The following is a 1,414-nucleotide window of genomic DNA, read 5'->3' as shown; positions in this document are numbered from 1 at the left end:
GTGTGAATCTGGCAGGACCATCTGCTAAGGCTAAATACTCCCTAGCGACCGATAGCGAACCAGTACCGTGAGGGAAAGGTGAAAAGCACCCCGGGAGGGGAGTGAAATAGTACCTGAAACCGTGTGCTTACAAATAGTCGGAGCCCGTTACATGGGTGACGGCGTGCCTTTTGTAGAATGAACCGGCGAGTTACGGTAGCGTGCGAGGTTAAGTCGAAGAGACGGAGCCGCAGCGAAAGCGAGTCTGAACAGGGCGAAAGTACGTTGCCGTAGACCCGAAACCGTGTGATCTAGCCATGTCCAGGGTGAAGGTAGGGTAACACCTACTGGAGGCCCGAACCCACGCACGTTGAAAAGTGCGGGGATGAGGTGTGGCTAGCGGTGAAATTCCAATCGAACTCGGAGATAGCTGGTTCTCCCCGAAATAGCTTTAGGGCTAGCCTCGGATGGGACCCCACTGGACGCGAGCGCAAGCTTGTGTCCGGTGGGTCCAGTGAGAGTCTTGGAGGTAGAGCACTGATTGGGCTAGGGGCCCTCATCGGGTTACCGAACTCAGTCAAACTCCGAATGCCAACGACTTATGTCCGGGAGTCAGACGATGAGTGCTAAGATCCATCGTCAAAAGGGAAACAGCCCAGACCATCAGCTAAGGTCCCCAAGTGTACGTTAAGTGGGAAACGATGTGGAGTTGCCCAGACAACCAGGATGTTGGCTTAGAAGCAGCCACCATTTAAAGAGTGCGTAATAGCTCACTGGTCGAGTGACTCTGCGCGGAAAATGTAACGGGGCTAAACGTACCACCGAAGCTATGGCAGTCCTACGGACTGGGTAGGGGAGCGTTCCAAGCAGCGGCGAAGCCGTACCGGAAGGAGCGGTGGAGCGCTTGGAAGTGAGAATGCCGGTGTAAGTAGCGAAAAGACAAGTGAGAATCTTGTCCACCGAAAGCCTAAGGGTTCCTGGGGAAGGCTCGTCCTCCCAGGGTTAGTCGGGACCTAAGCTGAGGCCGAAAGGCGTAGGCGATGGACAACAGGTTGATATTCCTGTACCACCTCCATTCCGCTTGAGCAATGGCGTGACGCAGGAGGATAGGGCGAGCGGCCTATTGGATGGCCGTCCAAGCAGCAAGCCTGGTGTGTAGGCAAATCCGCACACCGCCAAGGGCAAGCTGTGATGGCGAGGGAAATATAAGTACCGAAGTCCCTGATTTCACACTGCCAAGAAAAGCGTCTAGCGAGGAATGAGGTGCCCGTACCGCAAACCGACACAGGTAGGCGAGGAGAGAATCCTAAGGTGCGCGGGAGAACTCTTGCTAAGGAACTCGGCAAAATGGCCCCGTAACTTCGGGAGAAGGGGCGCCCCGGTAGGGTCAGGGCCCCCGCCCGACGCGAGCGTCAGCTTTCGTCGGGTGGGCCCG

The 1,414-nt window shown here is 56.4% G+C and carries 1 rRNA gene (cut by a window edge); it reads left to right on the top strand.

From position 1 onward, the window contains the following. A 23S ribosomal RNA gene (locus M516_RS25805) occupies positions 1-1,414 on the top strand; its annotated part runs 1,248 nt beyond the window's last position; the annotation flags it as partial.

The organism is Brevibacillus thermoruber 423 (assembly GCF_000454065.1).
Classification (GTDB): Bacteria; Bacillota; Bacilli; order Brevibacillales; family Brevibacillaceae; genus Brevibacillus; species Brevibacillus thermoruber.
Note: the sequence above shows the minus strand (reverse complement) of the source record. Positions and strands in the feature narration are given on the sequence as shown.